The sequence below is a fragment of the Sphingomonas sp. IBVSS2 genome (assembly GCF_002127225.1).
Taxonomy (GTDB): Bacteria; Pseudomonadota; Alphaproteobacteria; order Sphingomonadales; family Sphingomonadaceae; genus Sphingomonas.
In genome coordinates this window covers 66,695-92,435 of the sequence record NZ_NFUR01000003.1, presented here as the reverse complement: position 1 = coordinate 92,435, position 25,741 = coordinate 66,695, and the positions used below count along the sequence as shown (strand labels likewise).

The following is a 25,741-nucleotide window of genomic DNA, read 5'->3' as shown; positions in this document are numbered from 1 at the left end:
AACGCAGGGGGCATGCGCTTGCGATGTCGGATCCCCTGCCGTGGTCTTCGCGGAGCGGCCTGGCGCGGTCGCGGCGGCGCGCGCCCGGAAACGCGGCGGAAACCCGCGCCCGCATTGCCGAACGTTTCGGCTGCGGCTAGCGTCCGCCGCCATGACCAAGCGCATCCTGCTCGCGGCCGTCGCCGCCCTCGCCCTGCCCCTTCCCGCCCTGGCCCAGGGCACCGCGCACGATCCGGCGGCGCTGCGCGATGCCGCGCTCAAGGACGATTTCGCCTGGGAGATCACCGAAGGCCTCACCACCGAGATCGGCCAGCGCCTCGCGGCGACCGAAGCGGAAGCGCGTGCCCGCGCCTGGGCAGTGAAGAAGCTCACCGCGCTCGGCTTCCGGAACGTGCGCGTCGAGACCTACCGGATGCCGGTATGGGTGCGCGGCGCGGAAACTGCCGAGGTGCTCGGCGGATCGGCCCAGAAGCTGGCCATCGCCGCGCTCGGCAATTCGGGCTCGACCGGCGCCAAGGGCGTCGAGGCCGAGATCGCCTTCTTTCCCACGCTGGCCGACCTGCAGGCCGCGCCGGCCGAGGCGGTGAAGGGCAAGATCGTCTTCATCAGCAATACGATGACGCCCACGCAGGACGGTTCGCAATATGGCTATTTCGGCGGCGCCCGCCGGGCCGGCCCGAACCTTGCCGCCAGCAAGGGCGCAGTCGCCGTGCTGATCCGCTCGATCGGCACCGATCATCACCGCAATCCGCACACCGGCGTGACCAACTGGGCCAAGGACGTGAAGCCGATCGCCGCCGCGGCGCTGTCGCTGCCCGATGCCGACCAGCTCGAGCGGCTGCTCAAGCGCGGCCCCGTGCGGCTCAGGCTGCTGGTCACCCCCGAGTTCAAGGGCGAGGCGGAATCGGGCAATGTCATCGCCGAAGTGCCGGGGAGCGACCCCTCGGCGGGGATCATCGTGGTCGGCGGCCATCTCGACAGCTGGGATCTCGGCACCGGCGCGATCGACGACGCCGCGGGCGTGGCGATCACCACCGCCGCCGCCAAGCGGATCATGGATGCGGGCCAGCCGAAGCGCACGATCCGCGTCGTGTGGTTCGGCGCGGAGGAAGTCGGCGGCTTTGGCGGCGCAGCCTATGCCAAGGCGCATGCGAACGAGCGCCACGTGCTCGCCCAGGAATCGGATTTCGGCGCCGACCGCGTCTGGAAGTTCGAAGTGAACCTGCCCGAAGGCGCCAAGCCGATCGCCGATCGCCTGGCGACCGTCCTCGCCCCGCTCGGCATCTCGCGCGGCCGCGGCACGGCGCATGGCGGCACCGATGTCGGGCCGATCATCAACACCGGCGTGGGCGTGATCGACCTCAGCCAGTCCGGCCTGCGCTATTTCGACTATCACCACACGCCCGACGATACGCTGGACAAGATCGATCCGGAGCAGCTCCGCCAGAATGTGGCAGCCTGGACGGCGATGCTGGCGGTGACCGCGAACGCGCCCGAGGATATCGGGCCGATCGCCAAGGGCGGCGGCGAGTGAGGGAACCCCAGGACGACCTCGCCCATTGATGGCCGCCGATGGGCAAGATTTAGGCAAAAAAATGTCCTAAATTTTGCCATCGGGTGAATTTGCGATTGACGCATACGCAACGACCGCTATGCCAGCGGTTCGCGACGGCAATCGGGCCGGCTGCGAAACGTTTGAGTTCCTTTAGGAGCACCACATGAAGAAGATCCTCATTGTTGCTGCGACCGCCGGCCTGATGTCGCTCGCGGCTTGCAACGGCGGCACCACCAACACCACCGCCGAGAACGTTGCCGACTCGCACGAGGCGAACGCCGCTGCGTACGAAGCTGCTGCCGACAACACCACCAACGCCGCTGCCGAGGCGACCCTCGAGAACGCCGCGAACGTGGAAGAGAACAAGGCCGACGCCGCCACGGCGAACGCGCACTGATCTCCGTTCGGCACCGGCCATCCGGCCGGACCGAGGAATAGGAAGGGCGCTCCCGAAAGGGGGCGCCCTTTCCTGTTGGGCGCCATCGCGCGCTCCGCTATGCCCGGTCGGATCGAGGGGAAGCAAGAATGGGCGCAGTCGCAACGGGCCAGGCCGGCAAGCCGCAACGCTGGTGGCAGATGCTCTATGTGCAGGTGCTGATCGGCATCGCGGCGGGCATGCTGGTCGGCGCGATCTGGCCTGCCTGGGGCGCATCGCTCGAATGGCTGGGCCTCGCCTTCGTCAACCTGGTCAAGATGATCATCGCACCGGTGATCTTCCTCACCCTGGTGACGGGCATTGCCGGCGCCCGCGAGCTGGGCTCGCTCGGCCGGGTGGTAGTGAAGGCGTTCGCCTATTTCCTGTTCTTCTCCACCCTGGCGCTGATTCTGGGCCTGATCGTCGCGCATGTCGTCCAGCCCGGGGCGGGCATGCACGTCGATCCGCACGGCTTGAGCGAAGCCAAGGTCGCCGGCTTCGAGAAGCAGGCGCATGAGACCAGCATCACGGGCTTCGTGATGGCGATCATCCCGACCACTTTGGTCTCGGCGCTCACAGCGGGGTCGATCCTCCAGGTGCTGTTCGTCGCCATCCTGTGCGGCATCGCGCTTGCGAGCATCGGCGAGCGCGTCCGCCCGCTGGTCGATCTGCTCGAGCAAGCATCGGAAATGGTGTTCCGCATCGTCGCCATCCTGATGCGCGCCGCGCCCGTGGGGGCGTTCGGCGCGATGGCCTTCACCATCGGCAAATATGGCGTGGAATCGCTGCGGGATCTCGCCTGGCTCGTCGGCACCTTCTATTTCACCTCGGCACTGTTCGTGCTCGGGGTGCTCGGGATCGTGGGCTGGCTGGCCGGCTTCTCGATCTTCAAGCTGCTCCGCTACATAAAGGCCGAGCTGCTGCTCGTCCTTGGCGCCTCCTCCTCCGAAGCCGCCCTCCCGGCGCTGATCGACAAGCTGGAACGCGCCGGTTGCGACAAGGAAGTGGTCGGCGTGGTGGTGCCGGCCGGCTATTCGTTCAATCTCGACGGCACCAACATCTATATGACGCTCGCCGCGCTGTTCATCGCCCAGGCGACCGGCGTGCACCTCTCGCTCGGCGAGCAGCTCATCCTGCTCGGCACCGCCATGCTCACTTCCAAGGGCGCGGCGGGCGTCACCGGCGCGGGCTTCGCGACGCTGGCGGCGACGCTGATGGTGGTTCCCTCGATCCCGGTGGCGGGCATGGCGCTGATCCTCGGCGTCGACCGCTTCATGAGCGAGTGCCGCAGCCTCACCAATTTCATCGGCAACGCCGTGGCGACGATCGTGGTGGCGCGCTGGGAAGGCCGGCTCGACCGCGAAGCCCTGCGACGCGCGCTCGACGGCGCGGCCGATGCGCCGCCCGCACGCGCCGCCATCGAAGCCGATATGGGGTGAAGGCCGGAAGAAATGGTCGGGGAGACAGGATTCGAACCTGCGACATCTTGCTCCCAAAGCAAGCGCGCTACCGGGCTGCGCCACTCCCCGACGCGGATTGCGGCCCTAGGCCGTGATTGCGAACTACACAAGGCAATAGCTTCCCATTGCCCGTCGATGCGCCGCTGGTGGGCCCGGCAGGACTTGAACCCGCAACCTAGCCGTTATGAGCGGCCAGCTCTAACCAATTGAGCTACAGGCCCCCAGCAGAACCGGCCCTAGCGGAACCTCAGGCCGGGCCGCAAGTCGCCGCGACGATCTGATCCACCGAAGCCGCACGCACGCCCAGCCGATCGAGCAGGGCAAGCACCTCGTCCCACCAGCGCAGGAATGCCGCCAGATCCGCCTCGGTGCGCACATAGGGCGTATGGCCGGGCTCCACCGAAGGCGAATGAAAGGCGAAGTTGAGCAGCCGCAGCCCTTCGCCCACCGCGACGCGAATCGCCTCCCTGGCCTCGCCCAGCGGCATGTCCTCGGGTGTGAGCGACACGCGCGAGAGCAGGCCCAGGCGCGACGCGATGCCGATCCCGTGCGGAAAACGGCCCAGGCCGCGATGCAGCCCCGCCCCGCCCCGCCGCAAGCGGCCGGTGAAAACCGTGGTGAAGGGCAGCTCGATCAGCCCGCCCAAATGGAACGCGTGATTGGGCACCGCCAGGAAATCGGGCCCGCCCTCCGCGGAATAGTCATAGGCCGATCGCATCGAGCTATCGATCCGATAGCCGAGCTCGGCAAGCAGCGCCGGCGTCTCCGGCCCGATCCCGTAGCGGCCGGCACGATAGACGAGCGGACGGTGCCCGAAGGCGCGTTCCACCGCGTCGGTGAGCGCCGTCAGCTTGGCGCGCTGCAGGTCGATCGGGAGATTGCCCGTGAAGCTGTTGAACCCGTTCACTTCCTCCCGGTGCGGAGGATTTACCCAGGGATGGAGCTGCGTGCCGATCGCCGAGCGCCCATCCTGCAAGACCTCGCGCAGCACGTCGATGGCGAGCGGCGAAGTCGCGATCGGATAGTCGACCAGATAGGTGAGCGGCACGCCCGCGGCGGCGAAGCGGGCATGGACCGGAGGCAGCGCGGCCATATGGCGGGTCCCGTCCGCATCGGAACTGAGCGGCGCGCCCCAGTCGAACTCCTCCTCGGTGTCGACGAAGATGGTGAAGCGCGTACCGAAATCGTCCGGCCAGTGCAGGCGCGCGCGCGGATCGGGCGCGGGCACGCGATAACCGCCGCGATCTGGAGCGTCGCCCCCCACTTCAGCTCAGATGTGCCTGGCCCACCTGCTCGTTTACGGCGGCCGGAAGCCGCAAAGTCAAGCTCTCGCGGCCAATGACGAGCGTACCGCCCAGTTCGCGGGAGAGGTTCCGCGCCAGCCGCAGCGCGAATCCGGTGCCGAGCAACGTCGCATCCTCGCGCTCATCATCGATGTCGAGCACCGAATCGCCGGGATAGTCGGCAAGCGCCTGGGGGCGATCGATGGTGATCGACACCGTCTCCGCGGTCTCCAGCGCCATATGGACACCGATCCGCTCGCTCTGCCCGCTGGCCGAGACGAGCGTTGCAAGAAGACGCGCCAGCAATCGCTCGACCGCGCGGCGATCGCCGGTGACCGACAGATCGGCGATCGGGAGCGCAATCACCGAGCCGCGCAGTTCGGCAAGCGGCGCGAGGTCGTCGACGATCGTCGCGAGCACCGGCCGCAACGCGATCTGGCCGGGCACGAGCGAAAGCGCCGCGCTGTCGATCCGCGCGGCGAGATCGAGATCGTCGATCGCGCCAAGCAGCTCGCGCGCCTGGGAGCGGATCACCTGGGCCCGGTCGCGATAGGCATCGCCCACGGGGCCGAGCATCTGTGCTTCGATCATCTCGGCAAAGCCGGCGATCGCATTGGTCGGCGTACGCAGTTCATGCACGAGCTGGCGAAGCGAATCGGCCGGCATCGCCGGCGCCGGCGCGGTGCGCACCGGCTCGGCGCGTTCGTCGACTCGCGGCCGGCGCGCGGTCCCGCGATAGCCGGTGAAGCGGCCATTGCCGGGATCGAAGACCGGAATCGCCGAAATCAGCCAGTCCCCCGCTGCATCGGATTCGCCCTCCACCGAAAGCCGGGCATTGGAGAAGCCGGCGCGGCGCCGGAAAGCTCCCGCGGCGACGCCGTCCACGCGCGAGGCTTCCGATACGCCGGGCGCAGCCTGGCTATCGAGCGACACGCCGATCAGCGGCGCACGGCTGACGCCGTCGACCCAGCGGATCATGCCCTTGGCATCGGTCTCGAAACGAAAGTCGTCGGCCGGGCGCGGCGTGGGCGGATCCTGCGGACCGGCTTCCTCGCGATGGCGCCAGAACGCGTCGATCCGCGCCACGACGTCGGCAATCTCGAAGGTGCCGTCGTCGCCCGCGGCTTCTGCCGCAATCTGCCGCACTTCTGCGGCCAGGCTATCGCTATACTCCATGGCCGGACCCTGCGCCCCAGCCCCCGGCAGCGCAATCGCTTCGGTGGAATCGGCTGACTCGTCTGTCCCGGATTGGACCGAGCGGATCGGAATTTCGGCCCCTTCAGCCACTTGCGCTGTCGAAGCGGTGATCGACGGCGCCAGGCCGGCAAGTGCGACGAAGGAAAGGTCTTCCACCAGCGGAGGGACCTCGGCTGCGACTTCGGGCTCGGGCTCGGGCTCGACAACGGCCCGCGGCGCCTCGAACCCGGAGTCGACCGGATCGAGGTCTTCGGCCGGCAAATCCTCCCCCGCTTCGGCGACCGGATCGGCCACGGGCAACCGGCCCAGCAAAGCAGCAAGGGTCGCCTCGTGCGCCGGCAAGCGCTGGGGCGTGGTGGAACTCCAATAGACCAGAGGCTTGCCCTTGGCCTCCGGCTCGACTGCCGCCAGGGATTCGGGTGAGTCCGCCTGGGCTGCATCGAGATGCTCGGCCACCTCTACCTCGGCTGGCACTGGCACTGGCACTGGCACCGGAACCGGCTCGGCCGGACGCGCATCGACGACCTCGGACCAGTCGATTGCCGTCACCTCGGCCACCACTTCCGGCTCGGCGATCACGGTTTCGGCCGGGGCTTGCTTCACGGTCTCGTCGGGCAGCACGAAATCGATCGGGCCGAAACTCTCCAGCGCGCGACGCACCGCCGGGCTGAGGTCGCGCCGATTGCGCAATATCGCGCGCGCGGCCGGCGCGAGTTCGGGCAGCAGCTGGATCCACTCGGCCGAATTCATCCGCGCACTGCACAGCACGGGCAGCGCCACCTGCAGTTCGTCGAGCGCGAACAGGCGCACGAGCGGCGGCGGCGGATCGGCGTGTTCGAGAGTGCGGGCGCTGGCGGCGCGAACCGGCAGCGGCACGGATTCGCGAATCGTGCGGAGCACGCCCATCGCGCGATTGCCCGCAACGGCGCGGCGACGACCGATCAGGTCGACGAGCTGGCGCCAGGCGGACTGGACGCCATAAGGCGTGCCCAGATCCGAGGCGAGCACCGTCTCCAATGTATCGTCGAAGCGCAACGCGTGCCCACCTTTACCCGGCGCAACAACACGCGCCGTAAGGAATCCTTAACCCGTGAAACCTCGGTTCGGAACTGTCGATTTCGGCACGTCGCATTGTGGGACAATTGCGTTGCGGCGTAATAATATTATGTCTAAACGCAACACACGGAAACGAATCAAAAGACAGAAGGAACATAAATGCGATTCGACGATATCGACGTACGGATCCTCGGCCTGTTGCAGGATAATGGCCGCATGACCAATGTCGAGCTTGCCGAACGCGTTGGGCTGACGGCTCCGCCCTGCCTCAGGCGCGTGCGGGCGCTGGAGCAGCAGGGGGCGATCACCGGCTATCATGCCGCGCTCGATCCGGCCGCGCTGGGCTACAACCTCACCGTGTTCGCCATGGTGAGCCTGAAAAGCCAGGCGGAAGCAGACCTGCGCGCCTTCGAGCAGATGATGGCCGACATTCCCGAAGTCCGCGAATGCCACATGCTCAACGGCGAGATCGATTTCATCCTGAAGATCGTCGCGCCCGACCTGCAGAGCTTCCAGCACATCCTGACCACGCGCCTCACCCCGGCGCCGAACGTCGAGCATGTGAAAACCTCGCTCACCATCCGAACCTCCAAGGCGCTGCCCGGCGTGCCGGTCGCCTGATACGAAAAAGGGGCGGCATCGCTGCCGCCCCTTCCCTGTTCGGCGCGAAGCCGCGCTCAGCTGAGCGGCGGCGTATCGAGCGAGACCTGCCAGAGCAGCGCGACATTGACGTACGGGCCGGTCTTCACCGCCTGGAACGCCGCCTTCGCTTCTTCCTTGCGGCCGAGACGCTGCAGCGCGATGCCGCGGTGCAGGTTGATCTCATTGGCATCCGCACCGCCCTTGGCGAGCGCGGCGTCGTAGAGTGCGAGCGCGCGGGCATTGTCGCCGGCGGCGAGCAGCGCGTCGGCATTGCCGGCGCCGCCCTGCTTGGCCAATGCATCGAGCGGCGGGCTGCTCTTCACTCCTGCCTGGGCGGCAGTGTAGGTGCGGTTGCCATCGGGATCGGTCGTCGGCAGCTTGCCGTTCTTGCGCCCCTCTTCGATCACCGAGATCGCTTCCCAGGGCAGGCCCGAGGACTGTGCAGCATAGGCATAGTCGGCATAGTCGCCGCGATCGGCCAGCGAATTCGTGATGCGGCGAAGGCGATAAAGGTCGATGCGCTCGGTCTTGGCGGCACGATCCGAGCCCTTGGCACCCTGGCCGAGCACTTCGATCGCCCAGCGCCAGTTCTTCACCGCCGGATAGTCCTTCAGATAATAAGCGAGCCAGTCATAGGTCGACTCGCGATTGCCGCTGGCAGTCACCTTCGGAATGGCGAACTGATACCAAGCCTCCGGCGCCTTCTGCCCCGTCGACTTGGCGAATTCGATCGCGTTGCGCGCTTCCGCGGCAGCCTCGGCATTCTTGCCGGTGGCGGCATAGGAATTCGCCAGCATCAGCGGAATGTCGACATTCTTCTCGCCCAGCTGGCGGGCCTTGGTCATGTAGTTGATGACGTCGGCATGCTTCTTCTGCGACGCTGCGGCCTTACCGAGCAGGAAGTTCAGCCGGGCATTATAGGGGCCGACTGCGTCCGGCGCGCTGCGCGGGCTGGCCACCAGCACCTGCAGCGGCGCGATCTGGCCCGCCTCGTTGCCGCGCCCCAGCTCGAGCTGAAGGCGCATCGAGGCCGCGAAGAACTTCTCGTCGTCGTTCTTCGCCGCGGCTTCGGCAGCCGTGATCTGCGGTTCGGCGGTCGCCCAGTCCTTGGCCTTCACCGCGGCTTCGGCGGCAGCGGCGGGCTTGCGGAATTCGTCGCTGACCTGAAGCTGGTTCGCAGCCGGGGCGTTCTTGTCGTCCTTCTTCTTCTGCGCGGCAGCAGGGGCCACCGTCAGCGCAGTGGCGCCCAGCGACAGCACGGCGGCCAGCGCGAGCTTGGAAGCGAAGTTCATGCGAAACTCTCCTAAACGGGGAAAGGGCGGGGGCTTTCGGCGCACCTCTAGTTGCCCCACACGCGCCGTTCAAGCCGATCCCCATCGCCGATGCCGGTTCTGCGATGAACGTCATTTTAACGGCCGAGCTCTGCCTGAGGCGCCGGAGGCTCCCGCCCACCCGTCCCGGCTCGGGAATCCAACGGCCCGCCCCACAATTCGAACGGCTCGTCCGCATATTTTGGTTGATGTGCGTTAACCCTGTGGATAAGTTTGTGGACAGCACGAGTAACTCGTTGCGTTGGAGGGGTAAAATGAGTTCCCTGTATCTCGGGTGTGCGCTTTGCGAAGTCGATGCGGAAGGCAATGTCCTGCTTGCCGACACCATGGCCCGGACGCTGGGGCTTCCCGCTCCGGAGGAGCCCTTGTTTCTCTCCACGCACGAGCGCGATCAGTGCCTCGTCGGCTATGCCAGATCGCATCTCCAAGAGATTCGCACGCGTACCGAGCGCTGGCGCCTGGCCGACGAGGATGCCGGGCGCGATGCGCAACGGCATCATGAGCGCATGCGCCGGCTGTTCGGCATCGTCGAAGTCGCCCCCCGCAGCGCGCAGGGGCTGATGCTCCCGGCGGTGATGCGCCATCTCGGCCGGATCGAGAGCATGGCGCTGATCGTCGGCACCGGCGACCGGTTCGAAATCTGGAATCCGCGAATCGCGGTGACGCATGTCGACGGCCGGTTCCGCGAGCTCGCCAGCTGGCAGGTCATGCATCGCCGCACGCCCCGCGCCGGCTCGCGCCGCCTCCGCCCGGTCCGCCGCTGATGGGCGCGCTGCGCTGCCGGCTGCTCGGCCATGCCGCGATGCCGACGCATTATCGCAGCGGCGAAACGGAATTCTCGCTGTGCATCCGCTGCGGCGACGACCTGCTCCGCACCGTCGGCGCGGAGGAATGGCAAGAGGTTCCCGCGGGGCAGAAAGTGGTCTGGCGGCGGCGTGACCGGGGCGGCAGCGCCGCGGCAGTGGCCGAACGGATGACCCTGCCCCCCGCCCCGCGCCGCCATCGCCCGCGCAACGAGCCACCGGCCGAGGCTCGCGGCCAGCGCCGCGCGCGTCCGCGCCGGGGCGGCGCCGTGATGCTGCTGGGGCTCACCGGCCGCTATGTTATGGCCGGCCTCTTCGATCGCCTGCGCCGCCCGGCCCGGCCGGTGCCACCGCAGATGCGCCTGCTGCCGGCACCGGGCCGGATTACAGCAGCTTCTCGATCTCGGGGCCAATCGCGTCGGGGCTGGTAGTCGGCGCGAACCGCTCCACCTTCGTGCCCGTCCGGTCGACCAGGAACTTGGTGAAGTTCCACTTGATCCCTTTCGAGCCGAGCACACCCGGCGCCGCGGCCTTCAGCGCATCGAACAGCGGCGCCGCATCGGGGCCATTGACGTCGATCTTGGCATAGACCGGAAAGGTCACGTCATAGGTGAGCGAGCAGAAGCTCGCGATCTCCGCCGCATCGCCCGGCTCCTGTGCGCCGAACTGATTGCAGGGAAAGGCCAGCACCGAGAAGCCGCGATCCCTGTACTTGCGGTGCAGCGCCTCGAGCCCGGCATATTGCGGCGTGAAGCCGCATTTCGACGCGGTATTGACGATGAGCAGAACCTCGCCGGCGTGATCGGCGAGCGTGGTTTCCCCGCCGCCGGGCTGGCGGACGGGAATGTCGGTGATCGCAGTCATGCGGCCTCTCCTTCGTAGCGGGCCATCAGCAGTTCGATATTGCGGCGGACGCCGGGCCATTCATGCGCCAGGATCGAATAGACCACACTGTCGCGCATATGGCCCTTCAGGATCAGATGGCCGCGCAGCACGCCGTCCATCCGCGCGCCCAGCCGCTCGATCGCGCGGCGCGAGGCCTGGTTGAGGAAATCGGTGCGGATCTGCACGCAATTAACCTGAAGCGCGTCAAAGGCGTGGCGGAGCAGCAGATATTTGGCCTCGGTGTTGAGCCCCGTACGCTGGACCCGCGGCGCATAGAGCGTACCGCCGATCTCGACGCGGCGATGCCCTTCGCTCATCCGCAGGAAACGGGTGGCGCCAGCGATTCGCCCCTCGGCGTCGAGCACGGTGAACGGCAAGCTGCGCCCCGCCGCCACGTCATTCTCGACCCGGTCCATCCAGGCGTCGATGCTGGCATCGTCGGGCACGGTCGTATGGAACAGGTGGCGAAGGCCCGCGAATGCGTCGAGCAGGCCCGATCGATCCGTGCGGACCATCGGACGGAGCGTGACGTAACGGCCGGCGAGCGTCGGGATCTCCCGCCACCCGGTCATTTGTCGACCCTGGTGATCGGACGATCGAAGCGCCCCGGGCGCTCCATCGACCAGGCGATGAAATCGACACGCCCAAGCGCATCCTCCGCCGGCAGCATGCCGACACCGAAGCTGTCGCGCGGGAACCGGCTGTCCGAGCTGTTGTCGCGATTGTCCCCCATCACGAAAAGGTGCCCGGCGGGAACGACGACGGCGGCGAAATCGTCCTGGGGTGTCGCACGCTGATCCAGAATGGCATGTGGCTGCGCCTCCCCCGGGAATTGCTCCAGCAGTTTCCGGGCGGGCACGCCCGCCTCGTCGGCGATTTCCGTGCCGACCTGCTTCTGCGGCACCGGCTTGCCGTTGATCGAGACGACGCCGCCTGCCAGCGCGACACGGTCGCCGGCACGTCCGACGACGCGCCCGACCCGCATGTCCTTACCCAGCCGATAGAGGATGACCTCGCCGCGCGCCGGTCCCTCCGGGCCGAGATCGCGCGGATAGAATCGATCCCCCACCTCGAGCGTGGGCCGCATCGATTGGGAGGGAATGTAGAGCGGGCGGAACTGGCGCCCGGGGTCGAAGGCATGACGCGCCACCGGCCAGGCAAACCAGGTACCCGTTGCCAGCACGAGCGCTCCGAGCCCGAGGGTGACCGGGATCCAGCGCTCGCGATGCTTCACTCCAGATGCCCCTCGTGCAGCCGCACCACGCGGTCCATCCGCGCGGCGAGGCGCTCGTTGTGCGTGGCGATCAGCGCCGCCGAGCCCTGGGTGCGGACCAGGCCGAGGAATTCGGCGAGCACCTTGTCGGAAGTCGCCTCGTCCAGATTGCCGGTAGGCTCGTCGGCCAGCACCAGCGCCGGCTTGTTGGCGAGCGCCCGGGCAACGGCGACGCGCTGCTGCTCGCCGCCCGAAAGCTGGCTCGGCCGGTGCGTCAGCCGGTGTGCGAGGCCGAGTGCGGTGAGCAGTTCCTCCGCGCGCCGGTCCGCATCGGCGCGCAACGCCCCATGGATCATCTGCGGCAGCACGACATTCTCGAGCGCGTTGAAATCCGGCAGCAGGTGATGGAACTGGTAGACGAAGCCCAGATGATCGCGGCGCACCGCGGTGCGGCTCGGGCTGTCGAGCTGGGCGGCCTCCTTGCCGACAATCTGGATGGATCCTTGGAAACCGCCCTCGAGCAGGCCGACGGCCTGGAGCAAGGTCGACTTGCCCGAGCCCGAAGGGCCGAGCAGCGCGACGATCTCGCCCGGCTGCACCGCGAGGTCGATGCCGCGCAGCACTTCGATCGTCTCGCCGCCCTGGCTGAAGCTACGCTTCAGGCCGCGCGTCTGGAGAACCGGCACGGCGCGCCCTTCGACGTCACTCATAGCGCAGCACCTGCACCGGATCGGTGCTCGCGGCCTTCCAGGCCGGATAGAGCGTGGCCAGGAAACAGAAGATCAGCGCCATCACGCAAATGCCTATCGTCTGGAACGGATCGGTCTTGGCCGGCAACTCGGTGAGGAAGCGCATCTGCGGATCCCAGATGTTCTGGCCGGTCACCAGCCCGATGAACTTCACCACTCCCTCGCGGAACGTGATGAAGAGGAAACCCAGCACGCCGCCCGCGGCCACGCCGAGCGCGCCGATCGTGGTGCCCACGGTCACGAAGATCCGCATCAGCCCGCCCCGGGTGGCGCCCATCGTACGCAACACCGCGATGTCCCGCGTCTTGGCGCGCACCAGCATGATCAGCGACGAGACGATGTTGAACGCCGCGACCACGAGGATGATGGATAGGATGGTGAACGACACCGTGCGGTCCACCGCCAGCGCCTCGAACAGCTCGGAGTTCATCATCCGCCAGTCGGTGATCTGGCCGACGCCGCTCACCTTGTCGTTCAGCGGCTGGAGTATCTGCGCCACCCGGTCCGGGTCGACCGTCTCCAGCTCGATCATCGAAACGCCGTCGCCGAGCAGCAGCAGCGTCTGCGCATCCTCGATCGGCATGACGGCGAAGACCTTGTCGTAATCGTAGACGCCCACCTCGAATATGGCGGCGACCTTGTACTTCACGATGCGCGGCATCGTGCCGAAGGGCGTCGCCGCCCCGGCAGGATTGAGGATCGATATCTCGCTGCCCACCGTGGCCCCCAGCGATTCCGCCAGGCGCGAGCCGATCGCGACCTGCTCTCCGCCCGGCTTCAGGCTCTTGAGCGATCCGACGACCTCCTTGCCCTTGAGCGTGGGGTTGCTGAGGATGTCCTCCATCCGCATGCCGCGCAGCTGGATGAACTCGGCCCGGCCATTATAGGTGGCGAAGAGCGGCTGCTCGATCAGCGGCGTGGCGCTGGTGACGCCCGGCGTTTTCCGCGCCTCTTCCAATACGCCGCGCCAGTTGCGCAACTGGCCGCCATAGCCCTGGACCACGGCATGGCCGTTCAATCCGGTGATCTTGTCGAACAATTCGGCGCGGAAGCCGTTCATCACGCTCATCACCACGATCAGCGCGGCGACGCCGAGCATCACGGCGACAAGGCTGAACCCCGCGACGACGGCGATGAACGCCTCGCTCCGCCCGGGCAGCAGATAGCGGCGGGCGATCATCCGCTCATAGCGTGAAATCAACAGCATGCGGGCCTTGTAACTCGCCGGGAAAACAGGTCTCCCGCCGATCTAGGGCAGATGGCGGCGAATTCCTACTGCGAACCGCTATGTTGCCGATTCAACACAGGGTGAGACCAATCTGCGCCTACCCCTTGTAATGCCAGTGACAAAACGGGTGCGGGCGCCTAGCAAAACTCCTGTCGAAGCGCAGGCGAAAGGCCGTGGTTCGGGGAGGCTCCAAGCCCCGCTCGTAGGCAAGTACGAGTGTGCGGGCTGGGCCTGACAAAGGGGGCTGACGAGCATTCGTCACGCAGGCGCCCGGATCGGAAACGGTCCGGGCGTTTGCCGTTTTCAGCCCATTGGAAACCCAGCCTTTTCAGCCCGGTTCCGAAAGCGGGCGATAGCTTGCCTGCTGTTCGGGCGTAGGCAGGCTGATGATGTGCGTGACCACGCCGGGATGCAGCGGCGCCAGGAATTGCAGACCGGCCGCGGCGCGGTTGCTCCACACCACTTTGGCGGGCAGCGGTTTGAAGCCGGGCAACCGCAATACCGTTTCCATCCCCAGTTCGAGCAGGAACCCGGTCTCGAGCCGGCAGCCCAGGCGCGAAATCTCGACCAGGCGCACGTCCTGGAAGCAGAAACGGGATTCCTTCACCGCAACCGCGATCGATACCGGCCAGCGCATCGCCTCACGCCGGTCCACGCCCTGCGTAATCTTCAGTCCTCTTCGATCACCACGCATTCCCCAACCCCGACTCCTAATCCCCTACCCAACCAAAATCGGCTTGCCGCAACGCAGCCCGTTCACGCGGACATCGGCCTGCCCGACACTGACTCCGAGGAGCCCGGTGAGGTCGCCGAGCAGCGAATCGAGCGGCGCCGCCGCCCCTTGAAGCACCGTCCCCACCGCCGCCGTGACCAGCGACAGATTGATCCCGATCCCCAGAGTGTTGACCTGCAGGTCCATGTCGCGGACCAGCGATGCCGCTACGCCGGCGGCGATGTCGTTGGTCGACACGGTATGCGTCTTGCCGGCCGCGATCTCCTGGGCGGTGAACGTCACTTGCTGCGCGCCCGCACCGCCCAGGTTGACGTTCGACTGGCCGGTCACTTCGGCGAGCAGCAGCACTTTCACCAGCGTCGTCCGACGGGGCGTGATCGCCGTGCCGAAATTGCCCAGCGACGCGGTATCCACGTCGCCGATCGCCACCTGCCCCGCCGACGTGGTGACGTCGAGGCCGACCGTGGCAGTCGCCGGCGTCGGGCATGAGATGCTTCGCAGCGACGCCTCGGCCTTTGCCAGCTCGACGAAGAGCGGCAGATGGATCGAAGCCGCACCCAGCAGACCCGCACCGCCCACCCTGGTGTCGACGTAAAGGCGAGTCTGCGCGGTCCGCACCTTCACGCTGCGGTCCTTGGCCACCGCGAGCCAGGGCGATTGCGCCGGCCGTTCGCCGATCGCCAGCGATACCTTGGTGGAGAGAAGCCCCGGAACGCCCGCCGCCAGATCCAGATCGACCTGGCGCTTGCCCGTGGCGATCTGGAGCATCTCGCGAACCAGCGCATAGCTGTCGGCCTCGATCGGGCGCGAGGGATCGGTCTTGGTCTCGCCGGAGAGCGGACCGAGGTCGATGATCTTGGAGAGCTGCATGGTGACCGGCGGCACGCGCGCGGCGATTCCGCGCAGCGCCGATTGGGCGCTCGAGCTTCCCGACGCGGCCGCCAGGGCATTGAGCGCCTTGGGCAGGCTGACATTGGTCGCAAGCGTCTCGCCAAAGGTCAGGCCCTGAAGGCTGGCCTGGGTGCGCAGCGCATCGATGAAGGCGAGGAGGTCCACGTCCGCGGTAACCAGCCCCTGCGCGTCCATCACGTTGAGGTTCAGCTCGGTCCCGGCCAGCCCCGAAAGCAATTGGCCGGGCAGCCCGCCGCTCACCGATGCCAGGCGCGAGCCGATCGAGAAGGAAGCGAGGTCCACCCGCGCCGCCGTAGCCGTCACGGACACGCGCGCGGTGGGGCGCCCGGTGAGGAACTTGCCGAAGAACAGCGGCACGTCCCGGCCCATGACGAGGCGGACGGCGTTGCCGTCGCCGGAAGCGACGAAACGCGCGGCCGGTGCCACGGTGCTGTCGGCGGAATAGGTGCCGCGTTCCAATCTCTCGATGCTCGCGTCGCTCGCCTGGTTCGCCGCCATTGCCTGGCGTGCCGCGGCATCCGCCGACTGGCTGTTCGCCGCGCTCAGCGCCGCCGCATCCGCAACGCCCTGCAGCCGCCGCTTCTCCAGATAGAGCGAGCCGGTATCGACTGCGAAGGCCGCCGATCCCGCCAGCATCACGAACCCGCCGGCGAAGAGCATGGTGACGTTGCCGCCACGATCGATCCCGAAGCGGCGAAAGAAGGACGGGAGGGCCATGGTGCACCTCATGGGGCGGTGAGCGTCACGGTCGAGCTGCGCTCGATCACCTTGCTGGGCAGCGGCACCAGCTTGATCGAAAGCAGCGGATCGTTCGACGCGTCATAGGAGAGGTGAACCGTCAGGGTGCGCCCGTCATCGTCGATGAGGGTGTCCATGCGCTCCGGCTTGAGGGTGCCGGTCTTGCGCAGATTGGCGTCCAGCGCGGTGCGCGCCAGCGCGGCGCGTTCATTGGGGTCGAGCCCGCCGACCGCCGCCCGCGCCGCCTCGTTCGCCGCCTGCTGCACGCTGTTGGCGCAGAGGAACCAGCCGCCATAGGTGACGATCCCGCAGATCAGCATCAGAAGGATCGGCAGCGAGAAGGCCATCTCGATCGCCGCCGCGCCGCGCCGTTCGCGCCACAGCCTGAGGCCGGCGCGGAGCGGCTTCTCGGCCAGGGAAGGCGAACGCGAACACATGCGCGATTCTTCGCACAGGAGAGCTTCCAAATCGCTCGCACGCCTGCCGGCACGATATCCGGATTTTCAGTAAACCTTGGCCGCGAGGGCGCGAACCGAGAGCCGCCCGGATCGGGGCGATCCCCTTGATTTTTCACACCATTTTCGACCTAGGCGGTCTTGATTTACGTTAACTTTGTTGTATTCTACATGTCAAACTGAAATTGAGCAAATTACGCAATTCTCGAATCTACTGCGGTCGCAACGTAAAAAACTGCCGTCGTCCCGAAAACGTTCGAGAGCACATAACTATGCAACGCTCATCAGTGCAGACTGTTTCATCAGCTGAACTTACGCGCAATTTCGCATATTGGCAGGACCGCGCCATGCACGGCCCCGTCACGATCACCTATCACGGACGCCCACGCTACGTGCTGCTGGCAGCCGAGAGCTGGGATGCCGAGCATGGTATCGCCGAACGGGACGGCACGCATCGCGAACTCGAATATCAGTTCCTCGTCGAGCATATGGACGGCGGGCTGCTGGTGATCGATCCCGAGCTGAAGATCACCGATGCGTCGAGCGCCGCCGCGCTGATCCTGGGGCGCACGCCCCCTGCGCTGATCGGCTCGCCGATCACCGATGCCCTGCCTGCATCCACCCACGCCACCATGCTTTCCAGCTTGCGCCACGTGCTGCGCAGTGGCGAGCAGTCCCAGTTCGATCTTGCGCTCGACGAGGATAGCGGCACGCGGCTGCGCATCCGCGCCTTTCCCTGGGTGGAGGGCGTCGCGCTGCTGGTGCGGGTCAGCTATGAGGGCGACGAGGAAGCCCGGCTGGCGGAGCAGACGGCGCTGGAAAAGGCTCGTGCGGCGCATGGCCGGATCGAAGTGATCCGCCTGACGGTGCGCGGCACGGTCACCATGGTCGAGGCCGAGTTCGCCCGGATGGTCGGGCTGGCGCGGGAACGCATCCTGGGACTTCGCTTCGTCGACCTGCTCGCGGTGCGCGACCGCACCGTCGCGCGCGATGCGATCGAACGGGTGCTGAGCGGCCGCTCCGAAGCAGAGGCCTTCGACGCACGGCTGCTGTGCGGCGGCGCCGAGGAGATCGGCGCGCGCGTCTCGATTGCGCCGCTCGCCAGCGGCTATGCCGTAGGCGGGGCGATCGTGATCGTCACGCTCGATCCGAACACGGAAACGGTTCAGTAGCAGGAAGGCCGCTGCAGCGCCGCGGTCCGCGATATCGAACGCTTGAACGTTCCGACCACCTGGTTGGTGAGCGCGTCGGTACGGTTGGCTTCCGCGCTCAGGCGGCCGCAGGAGAGCGTGACGCCCGCCCAGGTCACTGCCCAGCCGATGCGCGGGTTGCCGATATTGCCGCCCTCGAGCGTGACATTGCCATGGATTTCCGCCGGGGCGCCGCCGTCGATCTGGACGCGGGCTGCGTCGTTGAGCCGGGCGGCCCAGCCCCCGTCCCCGCCTTCGCCGGGCCGCAGATCGATGCGCGCCGGCGAAGCGGAACTGCGCCTCGCCCGGCCGACGACCTGCTCCTCGGGCATCGCGACGCCGCCGGGGTGCCCGTTCACCGCAGCGGAGACGAGCTCGCTCACCTGCTTCACCCCGGTGATGTCGCCACGCACCGCCACGCCGAGCAGCACCGTGATCACGCCGAGGACCAGCGACACGCGGACGCCATTGGGAATGGTGAGCCGCGAGAGCACCAGCACCGAGATGCAGAGCGACGCGATCAATGCGACATTGGCATAGCCCGAGGGCGCGAAGGCGGAGGAGTTCACCCAGATCAGCCCGCCGCAGATCTGGCAGGCAGAGACCAGCGTGGCGAGCAGGCCCGCATTGCTGAAACTCGGCAAGGATCCCGTGGCTACACGCATGATCTTCCCAATATAGGAGATCGGGATACTTGATGTTGGTTAAGCTTCGCTCAAATTGTCCGGTGCAAATCGACAAGAAAAGAAGGGAGGCGGTGCGGGCGCCGCCTCCCTTCCCCAACCTCCCCCGGCCATGGCAGGAGGTCAGTCTCGCATGGTTCAGAAGCTCTTGCTGATCGTCAGGCCATAGGTCCTCGGATCACCGGGCTGGCCGACGATCAGGCCGGTGCTGCCCGACTGGACCGAAAGCAGCTCGAAATATTGCTTGTCGAAGACGTTGCGCACCCAGCCATAGATGTTGAGATCCGAACGCCGCCAGCCGAGGCGGACGTTGGACAGCGAATAGGCGTCGATCCAGGTATAGGCGGAGGGCGACGGGTTGGACGAGAAGCGCGAGCGCCAGCTGCCGTCATAGCCCAGATAGACATTGCCGTCGCCTACCGGCTGGCGCACTTCGCCACCCCAGCTGAGCGACCATTTGGAGATGCCCGGCAGCACCTGGCCCGAAATGTCGCAGAAGGCGGGGCTGCGGCCGCCGGGTGTTCCCGCTGGATCGGTGGCCCCGCCGGGCGCGGCCGCGGTGCCGCCGGAAAGCTCGGGCGGGCACGGCGCATTCTTGAAGTCGGTATATTTGGCGTCGGTATAGGCGCCGTTGAAATAGAGGTTGAGCCGCTGGCTGGGGCGCGCCGCCAGGTCCCATTCGAACCCGCGCACCCGCACCTTGCCGGCATTGGCGAGATAGCCGCGGATCACGTTGATCGCGTTGTTGTTCACCGTCGCCTGGTAATCCTTGATCTCGGTCCAGAAGGCGGCGGTGTTGAAGGTCACCCGACGATCGAGGAACTGGGTCTTGAGGCCGATCTCGAAGTGATCGACCTTTTCGGGCTTCACCGTCTGGGTGGAAAGGTCGACGCCGGTGCTGGTCGAATTGAGCGGCAGGCCCGAGAGGTTGATGCCGCCCGACTTGAAGCTGCGCGCATAGGTCGCATAGGCATGGACGTCGCGCGACAGGTCGTACGAGACGGTGATGTCGCCCGAGACGTTCCAGTCGCTGAAGCGCGGGCTGTAGCGCTGCGGCGCCAGCGTGTTCAGCTGATCGGCGGTCGCGGTACCATTGGCCAGCAGCGCCGCGACATTGTCCGCCGTCGCGACATAATTGTAGCGCGCATTGTGAATGCTGACGACGGCCTCGTAGAAACCGGACTTCTTGTCATAGTTGAGGCGCAGGCCCGGCTGGATGTGGAGGCCGTCCACCGGCTGCCAGTTGAGCTTGCCGAACAGCGCGAAGCTGGTGTTGTCGAAGTTGATCGTGTTGGTCGAGGTCAGGCCGTTCAGCACCAGCGGGTTGCAGGCCGCCGCCGTCGCCGTCGCGCACCCGGTGGCCCCAACCGGAACATTGCCCGGATTGAGCAGCCAGCGGCTGGCCGCCGAACCCTGGACCTGCGAGCCTTGGGTGTTGATCGTCTGGTGGAAGAAGAAGGCACCGAGCGTATAGTTCAGCCGGCCATCGCCGTTCGAGCTGAGCCGCAGCTCCTGGCTGACCTGCCGCTGCTGCGACGGGTTCTGGGAGACGGTGGTGATCGGCAGGCCGGTGAAGTCGCGGTCGTTCTTCGGCTGCCAGTCCCAATAGCGCCACGCCGTCACCGACGTCAGCGTCGCGGGGCCGAGATTCCAGTTGGCCACCAGCGAGGCGCCGCCGATCTCCTGCTGCGACTTGATCTGGGCATCGAGATCGGTCTTGCGATCGAACGGGTCGGTGCTGGGCGGCGCATAGCCGAACGCCGCCGCCAGTGCCGCATATTGGCGGGATAGCGGCCGCTGGGTGGCGCCGACCCGGGCATAATATTGCACGCAGCACAGCGGGTTCTGGAGGTTCCAGTCGCCCGCCAGCGTGAAGTCGAGATCGTCGTTCACCTTCCAGAGCAGCTGGCCCCGGAAGCTGCTGGTGCGCTGCTTGTGGAGATCCTCGCCGGTGCGGACATTCTCGATCGTCCCCTCGCGGCTGGTGATCGCGCTGGAGATGCGGATCGCGAGCTTGTCGCTGAGCGGGCCCGAGACCGAGGCCTTGGCCGAGATCAGGTCGTAATTGCCCAGGCTCAGCTCGACCTTGGCCTCCGGCGTGAAGCTGGGCGCCCGGGTGGTGATATTGATCGCGCCGGCGGTGGTGTTCTTGCCATAGAGCGTGCCCTGCGGCCCGCGCAGCACTTCCACGCGCTCGACATCGACGAAATCGAAGGTCGAGGCGCCGATGCGGCCGATATAGACCTGGTCGAGATAGAAGCCGACGCCCTGCTCGATGCCGTCATTGGTGAGGCCGAAGGGCGCGCCCAGGCCGCGGATGTTGATCGCCGAGTTGCGCGGGTTGCTCGAATAGAATTGCACCGCCGGCAGCGCGGTCTGCAGCCGGTTGAGGTTGGTGGCGCCGGTCTGCTCGATCGTCGAGCCGCCGATCACCGACATCGCGATCGGCACGTCCTGGGCCTTTTCCTCGCGGCGGCGCGCGGTGACGACGATCTCGCCGCTGCCGCTCTCCTGCGCCGGCCTGGCCTGCTGCTCGTCCTTGGCACTCGTGGCGACCGGATCGTCGCGCAGCGCCCCGGCAGGCGCCGGCGCAGTACTCGCCAGAAGCAGCAGTGAAAGCGAAGCAAGGCTCATCATCATCCCCTTTGGCCGTGTCGCATTTAATCTCCACTCATTTGATGGATATTAGCGAGCAAGGAGATGTTTAGCGATCCCTAGCCTGGGTTGACCGGCGCCTGCGGCCCTCGTTCCGGCGCATCTTGAAAGCCGTGCGATCCAACACGATCTCAACTTCAGGCGGTGCCCAGCAGGGGCCGCCGGCCCGGCGTCGCGGGTCACCGGGCGCCAGGCACATCGATCAATTCGCTTCGCATGGAGGTCTTGATATGCGTCAGTTCGATTTTACTCCCTTCCGCCGATCGACCATCGGGTTCGACCGGCTGTTCGATCTGCTCGAGGCCAGCGCCCGCGCGCAGGCTTCCGAGAATTATCCCCCGTTCAACCTCGAGCGCGTCGCCGAGGACCGCTACCGGATCACGATCGCCGTCGCCGGATTCAAGGCCGACGAGGTCGACATCACCGCGCAGCAGAACCTGCTGCTCGTGGCCGGCAAGCGGCGCGAGGAGAACGAGAACAACCAGGGCGCCTATCTGCACCTGGGCATCGCCACCCGCAGCTTCGAGCGCCGCTTCGAACTGGCCGACTTCGTCCGCGTCGAGAGCGCCGACCTTGCCGACGGCCTGCTGGTGATCGAGCTGGTACGCGAAGTGCCCGAGGCGATGAAGCCCAAGAAGATCGCGGTGAATGCCGGCAGCCAGCCGCGCCCGATCGCGCACCGCGAGGCCGACGCGGCCTGACGGACCGACCATGGCTCGCGACGTCTTCCTCCCTTTGGACGTCGCAGCGGGGGGCGCCCGGACCATGGTTCGGGCGCCCTTTGTCATGGGTGCGGGAAACGGTCCTTCCGGACAGTTGGGGGCGCCTCGGTCGCCACGGTTGCGGCCGCGAAAGTCCGCATCGCTGAATTGATGCCGGATGGGCATCGCCCAAGCCCGCAGGCGATACGATCGTCAAAAAAGAGGGGAGAGCTTTCGCCCTCCCCTCTCCAATGCTCGCACTTGCAATATAGCGCGTCGCACCCTGTTTTTCAAATTTCAAATCACTTTTCTTATATGAATTTTCAGAACGACGCCCAGTCGTCGGCGCGGGTGAGCGCGGAGACGGCGGCAGCCGGCAGCGGCTTGACCGGCGACACATAGCCGGGCGCGACCTTCTCGCGAATGTCGCTCGCGGCGGGTGCCGGCCGACGTGCCGGCGCCTGCCCCGCGCCGATGTTGAATGCCGAAGCCTGTTCCGAGAGCAGCTGGACCTCCGAACTCAGGTTACGCGAGGCGGCCGAAGTCTCCTCGACCATCGCGGCGTTCTGCTGGGTCGCCTGGTCCATCGTGCCGATCGCCACGGCGATCTGGGTGACCGCCGAGGACTGTGCCTCGTTGTCGGCGGCGATGTTGGCAAGCAGGTCGTGCACTTCGTCGACGTCGCCCGAAATGGCGACCAGCGCGCCGTCCACCTTCTGGACCATCGCCACGGCATCGACGATGTCCGCCTGCGTCGCGGTCAGCTGGTCGCGGGCGCGGCCGGCCTCCTCCTCGGCGCGCATCGCGAGCGCGGAGACGAGATCGGCGACCACCGCGAAGCCGCGGCCCGCCTCTCCCGCGCGGCCCGCTTCCACCGCTGCGTTCATCGCGAGCACCCGCGTCTGGAAAGCGATCTTGTCGAGCCCCTCGATCACCGAATCGATGCCCTTGGCGCTTTCCGACACGCGCGTCATCGCCTGGACGGCGTCGTCCGCGACCGAACGGCCGTCGCCAACCGTCGCGATCGCCTGATTGGCGCGCGAGAGCGTGCTGCCCGCCGCCTTGGCCGTCGCCTTGAGCCGATCGTCCATCTGGCTGATCGCGGCCGAAGTCTCTTCGAGCGACGCGGCATTGCTCTCGGTGCGGCGGGCCAGGTCCTCGGAGGCCTGGGCGATCTCGCCCGAGCCCGTGCGGATGCTCGCCGCTCCCTCGACGACCGCACCGATCAAGGTGCGCAGCGCATTGAGCGCCGAGTTGAAATTGGTCTTGAGCGCGCCGTATTCGGGCGCGAAATTGCTCGAGATCTCCGTCGTGAGGTCGCCCTTCGCCAGATTGTCCAGCCCCGTGGTGAGCTCGGTGACGACGTGCTTCTGCTCGGCCTCGGCGACCAGCTTCGCCGCATCGGCCTTTTCCTTGGCGACCGCGGCGTCGCGGAAGACCAGCACCGCCTTGGCCATGCCGCCCACTTCGTCCTTGCGCTCGGTGCCCGGCACCTCGATCGTGTTCTCGCCGCCGGCCAGCCGGCCCATCAGCGTGGTCATCCCCTTGATCGGCCGCGCGATCATCCGGGTGAGCAGCCAGCCGAGCAGCACCGCAATGGCGATGCCGAACGCGCCGCCGAAGGTGAGCGCGGCGACCGCGCCGGCGCGGGCCTCGGCTTCCACCTTCTTGGTCGAGGCCACGCGCTCCGCCTGGATCTGGCTGATCTCGCCCATCACTTCGCGGATCGCGCCGAGCTGCTTGACGCCGGCGAGCTGCTGCGCCTCGGCCTGGGTCGCCGGGTTGCGGGCGAGCGCGATCATGTTGTCGAGCCTGCCGTCGAGCTCGCGGACCGCGTTCATCAGCTTATCGAGCCGCGCCCGCTGCTCGGGCAGCTTGGTGTCGCGCCGGAAAGCGTCGGCGGCCTCGTCGATCTTCTTGCGGGCGTCCTTGTAGGTGGCCAGGAAATCCGGGTTCCGCAGGATGACATAGGCGCGGACGGCGCTCTGCTCCTCTAGGACCTGCGTCATGATCTGGTCGGCGCTGGCAGTGACGTCGAACGCGCGCTCCTTGTCCTCGGAGGCGGTGCCGACGGTCTGCAGGCTCGAGAAGAGCAGCCAGCCGATACCGGCGAAGATGCAGACCAGCGTGACGAAGGCCGCCGCGAGCTTCCGCGGTATCGGCATATCCTGAATATTCATCAATTCCCTCCCTGCCGGACCGGGGGGCCGGCATCCGAAACTATTTTTCGGGCCAGACGCGAGAAGCCTGCGAGCGGAGGGCGTTTTCGATCTAATCCCAATCCTCGTCATAGGAGAGGGCCGGACCAATCGAACCAAATCGGGGGAATATATTTTGCCGGTTTGTGTCCAGGCGCGAGCCCGGACTTCCCCGGTACGGGAAATTACCGCGATGCGGGCCCGATCAGCCAGGGTTTGACATAGCCGGTCGGCCGGGCGGCACCGTCTATCCGCTCGACGCGCAGGATCCTGACCGGCTGGAGGATCATCTGGTCCTTCATCGCATCGCGGCCGCCGCCGGTTGGGAGCGCGAGGATGCGCTTCACCACGTCCATGCCGGAGATCACCTTTCCGAACGCCGCGAAGCCGCGATAGGCGCCGCGCGCATCGAGGCCGGGATTCGGCCCGACCATGATCGAGAAGTTGCAATTGGCGCCATCGGGATTGGGCCCATGCGCCATCGAGACAGTGGCATCGAGGTGGCGAATGCCGGTCTGGCTGGTCGGCTCGAGCAGGACGGAGGGCAGCATGCGGCGCGCATCGGTGCCGATGCCGCCCTGGACGAAGCCCTGGCCAGGTGCGCCCTTGCGCCGGGCCGAGCGATAGAATTGCGTGCCGTCGAGCCGGCCGTCGTCGACATAGGCCATGAAGTTGGCGACGGTCTTCGGCGCGCGCTTCGCATCGAGCGCGAGCGTGATGTTGCCCGCCGAAGTGACGATGCGGACGCGGACGGTGGCGGGCGCTTGCGGCGCGGCGGCGGCGACGAGGAACGGGGCGAGGACGGCGAACAGGATACGCATGCGCCGCTCGCTAGTCGATGCGGGCTCGGATTTGGAGGGGGTTTCGGCGCGGGATGCCGATTTCGGGGCGCGGAGCATCCGCGCCGCCATGGTCCCGACAGCGGGAAGCTAGAGCAGGTAGACCAGGATGTACCGCGCGACGAGGGCCAGCATGACCAGCCGCGCCCAGCGCGCGCCGCGGACGAACATCGCGGCGGCCATCAGCAGCGCCAGGATCGCGGTGAGGCCGAGCGACAATGGCCGCAGCAAGTGCGGCGCGAGCGTCGGAAGGCTGGCGTACCAGGCGAGCTGGCAGAGCAGCAGGCCGAACATCACGCCGATGACGATGCGGCGGACGCGGAAGAAATGCGCGTCGAAATCGGGCTGGCCCTCGATGTCGCGCGGGAAGACGAGATGGGCCGCCAGATAATAGGCGCTGGCGAAGACGGTGATCGCCATCAGCGACTTGCCCGAGACGCCGACGACGTCGCGCACCGTCCAGGCCGCCTGCCAGAAGGACAGCAGGTCGAGCATCACAAAGGCGCCGAGCAGCGGAGTCAGCCAGCCGATGCGGATGGCCGAGCCGGGGCGAAGACGCGCCTCGATCGCCCGGGCCAGGCCGCCCAGCACCTCGGCAAGCGAAAGCCCGAGCAACAGGCCGAACAGCGCGAAGATGAACTCGAAATCCGACATGCGGCGTGCCCCCTATGGGGCTGTTAGCCTGTGGGGTTGGCGATGGGCAATGTGGGTTCGCGCTACGACGAAGGGGCAAAGTGGTTCACGCGGAGACGCGGAGGCGCGAAGATGCCTCGCGCGGCGCCAACGGCGCCCTTCACATCGGAGCCCGGGTGATTCCTGC

Annotated in this window: 24 protein-coding genes and 2 tRNA genes; 8 read left to right on the top strand and 18 right to left on the bottom strand. The window is 67.0% G+C overall.

All coding sequences use genetic code 11. The features are described from left to right. Positions 1 to 151 precede the first annotated feature (151 nt). The 3 genes from CAP40_RS10630 (at position 152) to dctA (ending at position 3,409) form a co-directional block, all read left to right on the top strand. The gene (locus CAP40_RS10630) at positions 152 to 1,534 is read left to right on the top strand and encodes a M20/M25/M40 family metallo-hydrolase (protein ID WP_086129507.1); all 1,383 of its coding nucleotides are present in this window, start codon (positions 152 to 154) and stop codon (positions 1,532 to 1,534) included. Positions 1,535 to 1,718: 184 nt separating this feature from the next. Continuing rightward, a complete protein-coding gene (locus CAP40_RS10625) occupies positions 1,719 to 1,952 on the top strand; it encodes a hypothetical protein (protein WP_086129506.1) in 234 nt (77 codons plus the stop codon). Between the two features lie 128 nt (positions 1,953 to 2,080). Then, complete coding sequence (gene dctA / locus CAP40_RS10620; protein ID WP_086129505.1) at positions 2,081 to 3,409, top strand: C4-dicarboxylate transporter DctA; 1,329 nt, start codon at positions 2,081 to 2,083, stop codon at positions 3,407 to 3,409. Between the two features lie 13 nt (positions 3,410 to 3,422). Here the strand turns inward: dctA and CAP40_RS10615 are convergent. The 4 genes from CAP40_RS10615 to CAP40_RS20790 form a co-directional block, all read right to left on the bottom strand. Next, positions 3,423 to 3,499 (bottom strand) — tRNA-Pro (locus CAP40_RS10615). Positions 3,500 to 3,574: 75 nt separating this feature from the next. Beyond that, a tRNA-Ile gene (locus tag CAP40_RS10610) sits at positions 3,575 to 3,651 on the bottom strand. A gap of 26 nt (positions 3,652 to 3,677) precedes the next feature. Beyond that, complete coding sequence (locus CAP40_RS10605; RefSeq protein WP_256924142.1) at positions 3,678 to 4,658, bottom strand: polysaccharide deacetylase family protein; 981 nt, start codon at positions 4,656 to 4,658, stop codon at positions 3,678 to 3,680. 37 nt (positions 4,659 to 4,695) lie between these two features. After that, the gene (locus CAP40_RS20790) at positions 4,696 to 6,945 is read right to left on the bottom strand and encodes a histidine kinase dimerization/phospho-acceptor domain-containing protein (protein WP_256924141.1); all 2,250 of its coding nucleotides are present in this window, start codon (positions 6,943 to 6,945) and stop codon (positions 4,696 to 4,698) included. 180 nt (positions 6,946 to 7,125) lie between these two features. Here CAP40_RS20790 and CAP40_RS10595 point away from each other — a divergent pair, with 180 nt between their 5' ends. Beyond that, a complete protein-coding gene (locus CAP40_RS10595) occupies positions 7,126 to 7,587 on the top strand; it encodes an Lrp/AsnC family transcriptional regulator (protein ID WP_086129504.1) in 462 nt (153 codons plus the stop codon). 56 nt (positions 7,588 to 7,643) lie between these two features. Here the strand turns inward: CAP40_RS10595 and CAP40_RS10590 are convergent, their stop codons facing one another. After that, a complete protein-coding gene (locus tag CAP40_RS10590; protein ID WP_086129503.1) occupies positions 7,644 to 8,900 on the bottom strand; it encodes a hypothetical protein in 1,257 nt (418 codons plus the stop codon). A gap of 293 nt (positions 8,901 to 9,193) precedes the next feature. Between CAP40_RS10590 and CAP40_RS10585 the strand changes: the two genes are divergently transcribed. Beyond that, the gene (locus CAP40_RS10585) at positions 9,194 to 9,703 is read left to right on the top strand and encodes a hypothetical protein (RefSeq protein WP_086129502.1); all 510 of its coding nucleotides are present in this window, start codon (positions 9,194 to 9,196) and stop codon (positions 9,701 to 9,703) included. Next, the gene (locus CAP40_RS10580) at positions 9,703 to 10,173 is read left to right on the top strand and encodes a hypothetical protein (RefSeq protein ID WP_086129501.1); all 471 of its coding nucleotides are present in this window, start codon (positions 9,703 to 9,705) and stop codon (positions 10,171 to 10,173) included. Before CAP40_RS10585 ends, CAP40_RS10580 begins: the two co-directional genes overlap by 1 nt. On the opposite strand, the gene CAP40_RS10575 is transcribed toward CAP40_RS10580, so the two are convergent. The 8 genes from CAP40_RS10575 to CAP40_RS10540 all read right to left on the bottom strand — a co-directional run bounded on the left by CAP40_RS10575 (position 10,127) and on the right by CAP40_RS10540 (position 16,637). Beyond that, positions 10,127 to 10,606 (bottom strand): glutathione peroxidase, encoded by a 480-nt coding sequence (locus tag CAP40_RS10575; RefSeq protein WP_086129500.1) that lies wholly within the window; start codon positions 10,604 to 10,606, stop codon positions 10,127 to 10,129. The two genes, CAP40_RS10580 and CAP40_RS10575, sit on opposite strands and share 47 nt — an antisense overlap. Then, positions 10,603 to 11,199, bottom strand: coding sequence for a GNAT family N-acetyltransferase (locus CAP40_RS10570; protein ID WP_086129499.1), 597 nt, complete (start codon positions 11,197 to 11,199; stop codon positions 10,603 to 10,605). Before CAP40_RS10570 ends, CAP40_RS10575 begins: the two co-directional genes overlap by 4 nt. Beyond that, the gene (gene lepB / locus CAP40_RS10565) at positions 11,196 to 11,861 is read right to left on the bottom strand and encodes a signal peptidase I (RefSeq protein WP_086129498.1); all 666 of its coding nucleotides are present in this window, start codon (positions 11,859 to 11,861) and stop codon (positions 11,196 to 11,198) included. The genes CAP40_RS10570 and lepB overlap by 4 nt, the downstream gene beginning before the upstream one ends. Continuing rightward, positions 11,858 to 12,550 (bottom strand): ABC transporter ATP-binding protein, encoded by a 693-nt coding sequence (locus tag CAP40_RS10560; protein WP_086129497.1) that lies wholly within the window; start codon positions 12,548 to 12,550, stop codon positions 11,858 to 11,860. Before CAP40_RS10560 ends, lepB begins: the two co-directional genes overlap by 4 nt. Further along, the gene (locus CAP40_RS10555) at positions 12,543 to 13,793 is read right to left on the bottom strand and encodes a lipoprotein-releasing ABC transporter permease subunit (RefSeq protein WP_086130053.1); all 1,251 of its coding nucleotides are present in this window, start codon (positions 13,791 to 13,793) and stop codon (positions 12,543 to 12,545) included. Before CAP40_RS10555 ends, CAP40_RS10560 begins: the two co-directional genes overlap by 8 nt. A 352-nt stretch (positions 13,794 to 14,145) precedes the next feature. Next, positions 14,146 to 14,511, bottom strand: coding sequence for a PilZ domain-containing protein (locus CAP40_RS10550; RefSeq protein WP_086129496.1), 366 nt, complete (start codon positions 14,509 to 14,511; stop codon positions 14,146 to 14,148). Between the two features lie 24 nt (positions 14,512 to 14,535). Further along, positions 14,536 to 16,179 carry a pilus assembly protein TadG-related protein gene (locus tag CAP40_RS10545; RefSeq protein WP_179188093.1) on the bottom strand — a complete coding sequence of 548 codons (1,644 nt, stop codon included), beginning with the start codon at positions 16,177 to 16,179 and terminating at the stop codon, positions 14,536 to 14,538. 8 nt (positions 16,180 to 16,187) lie between these two features. Then, positions 16,188 to 16,637 (bottom strand): TadE/TadG family type IV pilus assembly protein, encoded by a 450-nt coding sequence (locus CAP40_RS10540; protein ID WP_086129494.1) that lies wholly within the window; start codon positions 16,635 to 16,637, stop codon positions 16,188 to 16,190. 365 nt (positions 16,638 to 17,002) lie between these two features. On the opposite strand from CAP40_RS10540, the gene CAP40_RS10535 reads away from it, so the two are divergent. Further along, positions 17,003 to 17,827, top strand: a complete 825-nt coding sequence (locus CAP40_RS10535) for a PAS domain-containing protein (RefSeq protein ID WP_256924140.1) — start codon at positions 17,003 to 17,005, stop codon at positions 17,825 to 17,827. Here CAP40_RS10535 and CAP40_RS10530 read toward each other — a convergent pair. Both CAP40_RS10530 and CAP40_RS10525 read right to left on the bottom strand, forming a co-directional pair. Continuing rightward, positions 17,821 to 18,489, bottom strand: a complete 669-nt coding sequence (locus tag CAP40_RS10530; protein WP_086129492.1) for a hypothetical protein — start codon at positions 18,487 to 18,489, stop codon at positions 17,821 to 17,823. The two genes, CAP40_RS10535 and CAP40_RS10530, sit on opposite strands and share 7 nt — an antisense overlap. Before the next feature lie 177 nt (positions 18,490 to 18,666). Beyond that, positions 18,667 to 21,162: a TonB-dependent receptor gene (locus CAP40_RS10525; protein WP_086130052.1), complete on the bottom strand. Its 2,496-nt coding sequence runs from the start codon at positions 21,160 to 21,162 to the stop codon at positions 18,667 to 18,669. A 251-nt stretch (positions 21,163 to 21,413) separates the two neighbouring features. Between CAP40_RS10525 and CAP40_RS10520 the strand changes: the two genes are divergently transcribed. After that, positions 21,414 to 21,884 (top strand): Hsp20 family protein, encoded by a 471-nt coding sequence (locus tag CAP40_RS10520; RefSeq protein WP_086129491.1) that lies wholly within the window; start codon positions 21,414 to 21,416, stop codon positions 21,882 to 21,884. Between the two features lie 323 nt (positions 21,885 to 22,207). Here the strand turns inward: CAP40_RS10520 and CAP40_RS10515 are convergent, their stop codons facing one another. The 3 genes from CAP40_RS10515 to CAP40_RS10505 form a co-directional block, all read right to left on the bottom strand. Continuing rightward, positions 22,208 to 24,064: a methyl-accepting chemotaxis protein gene (locus tag CAP40_RS10515; RefSeq protein ID WP_256924139.1), complete on the bottom strand. Its 1,857-nt coding sequence runs from the start codon at positions 24,062 to 24,064 to the stop codon at positions 22,208 to 22,210. Between the two features lie 203 nt (positions 24,065 to 24,267). Then, a complete protein-coding gene (locus tag CAP40_RS10510; RefSeq protein WP_086129489.1) occupies positions 24,268 to 24,903 on the bottom strand; it encodes a peptidylprolyl isomerase in 636 nt (211 codons plus the stop codon). Between the two features lie 108 nt (positions 24,904 to 25,011). Continuing rightward, positions 25,012 to 25,575, bottom strand: a complete 564-nt coding sequence (locus CAP40_RS10505; protein ID WP_086129488.1) for a hypothetical protein — start codon at positions 25,573 to 25,575, stop codon at positions 25,012 to 25,014. Positions 25,576 to 25,741: the final 166 nt, after the last annotated feature.